We start from the raw sequence: 6,527 nt of genomic DNA, 5'->3' as shown, positions 1-6,527 counted from the left end.
CGGGTTACGGCACGGGTGTAGGGGGTAGAGGCAGCGACCCGCTGCTGGGCTTTCTGAATTCTCGATGCCGAGATCAGCTCCATTGCACGGGTAATCTTCTTGGTCGTCTTGGCAGACTTAATCTTCTGCCTGTAGACCCGAAGTTGCGCACCCATAACCTAAACCCTTACCTATTCCTTATCGCTTCTGAATAACAATCTTCTCTTGGCCGACCTGCTCGTCAGCTAGAGCCTTGACTTCTTCTTTACCGGCCTTGACTAGTGGCTCACCGGTGTGAAGCTGGAACATCTTCTTGAAGTGCTCGATTGCCTTCTCAAGCTCGTTGACAGTGTCGTCTTCTAGCTTCTCGGTCTCACGAATCACAGTCAGTGCCGAAGTGTTGCGCTTTAGGTAGTCCAAGAACTCGCGCTCAAAGCGCAGGATGTCCTGAACTGGAACCTCATCTAGCTTGCCAGTGGTACCGGCCCAGATCGAAACGGTCTGGTCCTCAACTGGGTATGGCGAGAACTGAGGCTGCTTTAGAAGCTCGGTCAATCGTGCACCACGTGCAAGCTGCTTACGGCTAGCTGCATCTAGGTCAGATGCGAACATAGCGAATGCCTCTAGCGAGCGGTACTGAGCTAGCTCTAGCTTCAGAGTTCCGGAAACCTTCTTGATGCCCTTTAGCTGTGCCGCACCACCAACACGGGATACGGAGATACCCACGTCGATAGCTGGACGCTGGTTGGCGTTGAAGAGGTCTGACTGCAAGAAAATCTGACCGTCGGTGATCGAGATCACGTTGGTTGGAATGTATGCAGAAACGTCGTTTGCCTTGGTTTCGATGATTGGAAGTCCAGTCATCGAACCGGCACCCATGGCGTCTGACAACTTGGCACAACGCTCTAGTAGGCGGGAGTGCAAGTAGAAGACGTCACCTGGGTAAGCTTCGCGGCCTGGTGGGCGGCGTAGTAGTAGCGATACCGCGCGGTAGGCCTCGGCCTGCTTCGATAGGTCATCAAAAATAATTAGAACGTGCTTGCCGCCGTACATCCAGTGCTGACCAATTGCGCTACCGGTGTAAGGAGCTAGGTACTTGAAACCAGCTGGGTCAGATGCAGGAGAAGCCACGATGGTGGTGTACTGCATTGCGCCAGCCTCTTCCAAGGCTGCCTTCACACCAGCAATGGTGGAACCCTTCTGGCCGATAGCAACGTAGATGCAGCGAACCTGCTTGTTTACATCTCCCGATAGCCAGTTGTCGCGCTGGTTGATGATTGCGTCAACCGCAATTGCAGTCTTACCGGTCTGGCGGTCACCAATGATTAGCTGACGCTGTCCGCGACCAACTGGGATCATGGCGTCGATTGCCTTGATACCGGTCTGTAGTGGCTCGTGAACGCTCTTACGGTCCATAACGCCAGGAGCCTGAAGCTCAAGAGCTCGAAGACCCTCGCTCTTGATCTCGCCTAGACCATCGATAGGTGCACCCAGTGGGTTTACCACGCGGCCAAGGTAAGCGTCTCCAATTGGAACAGAGAGCACCTCACCGGTGCGGTAGACCTCCATACCAGCTTCGATACCGGTGAATTCACCTAGAACTACAACACCGATCTCGCGCTCGTCGAGGTTTAGGGCTAGACCCAAGGTGCCGTCCGAGAAGCGCAATAGCTCATTGGCCATTGCACTTGGCAGTCCTTCGATGTGAGCAATACCGTCGCCAGCGTCGATGACGTAGCCGACCTCTTGCTTGTCGGTTCCCTGCGGCTCAAAGGACGAAACGAAGTCCTTCAGGGCATCCCGAATTTCATTCGGGTTGATCTTGAGCTCTGACATTGGTTCCTCTGCTTCTTTTGGTTAGTTCAGTTGCAAACGTGCGTGGTTGAGTTTGGTGAGAAGGGTGGCGTCAATGACCTCACCGTTCACGGCGACGTGAACGCCACCTATTACATCTTCCGAAACCTCAACATTTAGCTGAAGTTTGCGGCCGAAACTTGCGGTTAGGGCGTTGCCCAACCTCTGTAGCTGGTCATCGCTGAGTGGCTTAGCGACGGTTATCAGAGCAACTGACTCCCCCGCTACCTGGGCTAGGCAGCTGCCGTAGTTCTCAAGCACGGCTGCATATCTCTTTACGCTGTGGCTAAGAACTGCCTGCAGAGCTAGAAGCTCGGCAGCTGCCGAAAGCTTCCCAGAAATAAGCGACTTCACAAGTGCTTGCTTCTGCTCACCCGATGCACGGTTAGAGCTAAGTGCTAGCTCCAACTCGTTGTCCTGGGCGATTACCTGCTCTAGCGAGAACAGCTCAGCCTGTAGGGCGTGAGCGTCGCTGCTAACTCCGGCAACCACTCGCACCGCAAGCTGCTCTGCAACCTTCGCGATGTCGCGAGTGGCAGACCAGCGTAGCTTTGCAAGCGTGATGGTTAGGTTGAGGGAAGCATCCGAGAGTTTGCCGCCAAACACTGACCTAATCACCTTCTCCTTGCCTGCTACTGCGGCGGAAGGATCCGTCAGTAACGAGCGCAACTGCGCGCTCTGCTGCAAGGCATTGGCAACCGCAAACAATTCTGCTGCGGTTTGAAGGCTCAGGCCAGATAGCGATCCGAGCGCTTGCTCGGCCGCTAGTTTGGCTGCTCTGGTACTGGATGCCACTTGTTGTTACGCCCTCTTACCCTCAAGCTCAGAGATGAAGTCGTCGACAACCTTGTTAGCGACGGCGTCTTCCTGGAGCTTCTGCCCGACGATTCGAGAAGCAAGTTCAATCGCAAGCTCACCGATCTCGGCACGAAGGACGCGCTGGGCGACCTCACGCTCTGCCTCGAGAGAGTTCTTGACTGTCTGCTGTAGGCGTTCTGCCTCGGCTGCCGCCTGAGCCTTCATCTCTGCCAGGATGGCGGCTCCTTCAGAGCGTGCCTCCTCGCGGATAGAAGATGACTCACTGCGCAACTTGGCCTGCTCGGCCTCGATGAAAGCAGTGCGCTCTTCGGCAGATCGCTGGGCAGCCTCGGCCTCGGCCAAGCGTCCTTCGATTGCCTTAGCGCGCTCATCGAGCATCTTCTTGAATCCAGGCAGAACCTTGAACCAGAAGAAGGTCAGCAGAACAACAAAGACAACCGATGACCAGGTGATGTCATACCAAGCCGGAATCAACGGGTTAGGTGCTTCTGCACCCTCCTCCGCTGCGGCGGCAAGAATCCTTGAAATCATCGTTTACCTTTTGCTTAGACGAAGATGAATGGGGTAGCTAGACCGATAAGCGCAAGCGCCTCGGTGAAGGCGATACCTAGCCACATGGTGACCTGTAGCTTGCCTGCTAGCTCTGGTTGACGTGCGATGGACTCGATGGTCTTAGAAACAACAAGACCTACACCGATTCCTGGACCGATTGCGGCTAGGCCGTAACCAACCACTGCGATGTTGCCGGATAGTTCGGCGATGTTAACTGCGTCCACTTGATTTCCTTCCGTGGGGTTTATTTAGTGTTCGTCTGCCAATGCCAACTGAATGTAGACAGTGGTCAGAAGTGTAAATACGTATGCCTGCAAAACCGCAACCAAAATCTCGAAGATTGTGAAGGCAAATCCGAAGACGAGAGTACCTGCTCCAAAGAGCTTGAACAAACCATCGGCTTCGAAGAAGAAGAACTGCGTCGCAGAGAAACACAAAACCAAAAGCAGGTGACCGGCGATCATGTTCATCAATAGACGAAGGGCCAGGGTCACTGGGCGAAGAATAAAGGTCGAAAGCAGCTCAATTGGAGTTACCAGAACGTAGAAAGGCTTTGGAACGCCTGCTGGGAACAGTGCGTTTGAGAAGAACTTCGCGCCATGCTTGCGAACACCCGCGTAGATGAAAGTTACGTAGGCCACAGCTGCCAAAACCAGTGGCAGTCCAACCACCGAGCTACCCGCGATGTTTGCAAACGGAATGATTCCGGTGATGTTCATGCCCAGAACCATGAAGAAGATGGTGGTTAGTAGCGGCAGGAAGCGATCGCCATCCTTCTCACCGAGCTGGTCGTGCGCAATGTTCTTTCGAACAAAGTTCAACGCCATTTCTCCAAGCAGCTGGAAGCGACCAGGAACCACGTTTCCGGTTCGAACTGCCTTGTTGAATGAACGGGTGAAGAGATAGAACAGAACTAGCAACACTGCAAGCACGATCAAACGAATCATCATGATTCGGTTAATTGCAAAAACCGTGCCCTCAAAGGCAACGATCTCCGGGTAGAACTCCATGATCGAAGGTGGGTGGAATCCGCCCTCTTCGGCCGCAAACAGAGTCAGTGCACTAAACAGCTTCATACTCCTGGCTTGGGCGGCGTAGTAAACCCCGCGGGTGGTCTAAGGAATTCTTCCAAAGTTTATAGGAGGAATTCCTCTTCTAAACCCCTAAATCCAAAAAACTAATCCCGCGAATCAATAGTTGGAATGCGGGAGCGAAGCACCACCCAAGAATCAATGCCTAGGCTGCCCAAAACGCTCAACACAATGGCGAAAAACAGGGTCGGTCCGTGAATAAAGTCCATTCGCTGAAGCGCTGCCAAAAGGACAGCAAAAAGCACGATCTTGAGAAGCCAACCGCCCAGCACCAGGCCATAGAAACCACCAAGGGGCAACCGTGCTCCGAAAAGCACGCTCAAGACCGTTAGCGAGGTGAAAACCAGCGCAATTGCCGCACCAATCAGTGCGGTCCAAAGACCGTCAATCCCAACTACCAGAAACCCAACAATCGAGCAGATAACCGCTACCGATACCACCAACAGCGCACTGAGTTTCAGGGCCTTACCAAAGACCTGGGTTGAACTACTTGCCACGGAGTGCCTTTCTGAACTTATTGCGTCTTTTGAATACTGGCCAGTAGGTGTGAACCAGGGCCAAAATCAACCAAAAACCAAAGATAACCATGACCTGTGGCCAGTCCAGCCAGAAGAACAGCAAGAGCGAGATGGAAACCAGTGCAGTCCAGTGATAAAAGACCATCACGGCACCCTGGTGACTGTGGCCAACATCCTGCAGCTGATGGTGCAGGTGCTCGCGGTCGGCTGCAAATGGGGATTGCCCGCGACCCAAGCGTCTAACTACCGCCAGAGCAAGATCCAAAAGTGGAATCACCAGAATCAAGACCGGCAAGGCCAGAGGAATCAAGGCTGGAAGCAAGTCGTTCCTGGTAACGGTGGCTGGGTCAATCGAACCGGTAACAGTAATTGCACCAACCGCCATCAACAATCCCAAGAGCATTGCTCCTGAGTCGCCCATAAAGATCTTGGCTGGACGCCAGTTGTGCGGCAGGAACCCCGCAACCATACCCAACACCAAGGCCGCCAAGAGACCGGCGATCGAGAAGTAGTTGGTCGGAGAGGTTTGCTGCGCAAGCAGGTAGGTGTAGACAAAGAACGCCAAGGTACCAATGCCGACCACGCCCGCAGCTAAGCCATCCAGACCGTCAATGAAATTGACGGCGTTCATAATCAATACGATCAAGAAAACGGTGACTCCAAAGGAAACTGCAAAGCTTCCCACCGTTAGTCCACCGATTGGCAGGGACACTATTTGAATACCCGAGGACGCCAAAATCCACGCGGCACCCATTTGACCACCCATTTTGGCGGTCCAGTCCAAATCCACCAGGTCATCTAAAAGCCCAACCACCATGATTACCGCGGATGCTGCCAGCACTGCCCATACTGGTCCGGGGTTTACGAAGATCGAGTCAAACCAACCAAAGCTGGCAGAGGCGAAGATTCCAGCGCCAAGGCCAAGAAACATGGCAATGCCACCAATTCTCGGGGTTGGGGCTTTGTGCACATCACGCTCGCGAATAGCGGGGTGGATATTGAATCTCTTTGCCGTCCATCGAACTCCCCAGGTCGCTAGATATGTGACCAAAGCTGTTAGCAGCGCGACTAGGAAATAGGCCCTCATTTAGTTGACCTTGAGCTCGATATCTCCGATGACGCTGCGGATCCGCTCCAGGGATAGTGCACCTAGGCGAAGCACTCGAATTGGCTCACCTGCGCTCACCTGTGAAAGATCCAAAATGGTCGAAGCTTCACCCTTGGGGCTCGCTCCAGCATCGAGGTAGGTAGAAACTTTGTCACCGAAGTAGTCAACTGCCTGTTGAGCATTTACCGCTGCCGGTTGGCCGGTGAGGTTTGCGCTCGAAACCGCTAGCGGACCGCAGTCTTCCAAAAGTGCCAAGGTGATCTTGTGATCGGGAACCCTAAGCGCGACTGTGCCCCGAGTCTCCCCCAAATCCCACTCCAGGGTGCTCTGTGCCTGCAGCACCATGGTCAATGCTCCTGGCCAAAAAGCTGCAGCCAGCTGGTTTGCGACCGGCGGTAGATCTTGGGCTAGCGCCAACATGGTTTCGACTTTTGGAATCAGAACCGGAGGTGGAGAGGTGCGCTCACGGCCCTTGAGGTTCAAAAGCGCTTCAACAGCTTTGGCGTTGAAGGCATCGACGGCCACGCCATACACGGTATCGGTCGGGATAACCACAACTTCGCCGCGTCCTAGGCCTACTTTGGCCTGGCGGAATCCAGTGAGCAA

At 54.0% G+C, this 6,527-nt stretch carries 9 protein-coding genes; all 9 read right to left on the bottom strand.

Going from position 1 to position 6,527, the window contains the following annotated elements; genetic code table 11:
* Positions 1-155 (bottom strand): F0F1 ATP synthase subunit gamma (locus AC128V_RS06095; RefSeq protein WP_482763787.1); only part of this gene is annotated, 155 nt, incomplete at its 3' end.
* 22 nt (positions 156-177) lie between these two features.
* Positions 178-1,815, bottom strand: coding sequence for a F0F1 ATP synthase subunit alpha (gene atpA / locus AC128V_RS06090; protein ID WP_482763786.1), 1,638 nt, complete (start codon positions 1,813-1,815; stop codon positions 178-180).
* Positions 1,816-1,836: 21 nt separating this feature from the next.
* Positions 1,837-2,628, bottom strand: a complete 792-nt coding sequence (gene atpH / locus AC128V_RS06085) for an ATP synthase F1 subunit delta (protein WP_482763785.1) — start codon at positions 2,626-2,628, stop codon at positions 1,837-1,839.
* 6 nt (positions 2,629-2,634) lie between these two features.
* Positions 2,635-3,183, bottom strand: a complete 549-nt coding sequence (locus AC128V_RS06080; RefSeq protein WP_482763784.1) for a F0F1 ATP synthase subunit B — start codon at positions 3,181-3,183, stop codon at positions 2,635-2,637.
* Positions 3,184-3,197: 14 nt separating this feature from the next.
* Positions 3,198-3,428: an ATP synthase F0 subunit C gene (atpE, locus tag AC128V_RS06075; protein WP_173493798.1), complete on the bottom strand. Its 231-nt coding sequence runs from the start codon at positions 3,426-3,428 to the stop codon at positions 3,198-3,200.
* Positions 3,429-3,452: 24 nt separating this feature from the next.
* Positions 3,453-4,280, bottom strand: a complete 828-nt coding sequence (atpB, locus tag AC128V_RS06070; RefSeq protein ID WP_482763783.1) for a F0F1 ATP synthase subunit A — start codon at positions 4,278-4,280, stop codon at positions 3,453-3,455.
* A gap of 101 nt (positions 4,281-4,381) precedes the next feature.
* The gene (locus AC128V_RS06065; RefSeq protein WP_482763782.1) at positions 4,382-4,792 is read right to left on the bottom strand and encodes a Cg1360 family ATP-synthase-associated protein; all 411 of its coding nucleotides are present in this window, start codon (positions 4,790-4,792) and stop codon (positions 4,382-4,384) included.
* Positions 4,782-5,900 carry an MraY family glycosyltransferase gene (locus AC128V_RS06060; protein ID WP_482763781.1) on the bottom strand — a complete coding sequence of 373 codons (1,119 nt, stop codon included), beginning with the start codon at positions 5,898-5,900 and terminating at the stop codon, positions 4,782-4,784. The genes AC128V_RS06065 and AC128V_RS06060 overlap by 11 nt, the downstream gene beginning before the upstream one ends.
* Positions 5,901-6,527, bottom strand: a 627-nt coding sequence (locus AC128V_RS06055) for an L-threonylcarbamoyladenylate synthase (protein ID WP_482763780.1), incomplete at its 5' end; no start/stop codon positions are given.

Source organism: Aquiluna sp., assembly GCF_965064355.1.
Note: the sequence above shows the minus strand (reverse complement) of the source record. Positions and strands in the feature narration are given on the sequence as shown.

Bases quoted from the DNA above. Each gene is read 5' to 3' on its own strand.
- AC128V_RS06060 (WP_482763781.1), bottom strand. From the start codon at position 5,900: ATGAGGGCCTATTTCCTAGTCGCGCTGCTAACAGCTTTGGTCACATAT.
- atpA (WP_482763786.1), bottom strand. From the start codon at position 1,815: ATGTCAGAGCTCAAGATCAACCCGAATGAAATTCGGGATGCCCTGAAG.
- atpB (WP_482763783.1), bottom strand. From the start codon at position 4,280: ATGAAGCTGTTTAGTGCACTGACTCTGTTTGCGGCCGAAGAGGGCGGA.
- AC128V_RS06080 (WP_482763784.1), bottom strand. From the start codon at position 3,183: ATGATTTCAAGGATTCTTGCCGCCGCAGCGGAGGAGGGTGCAGAAGCA.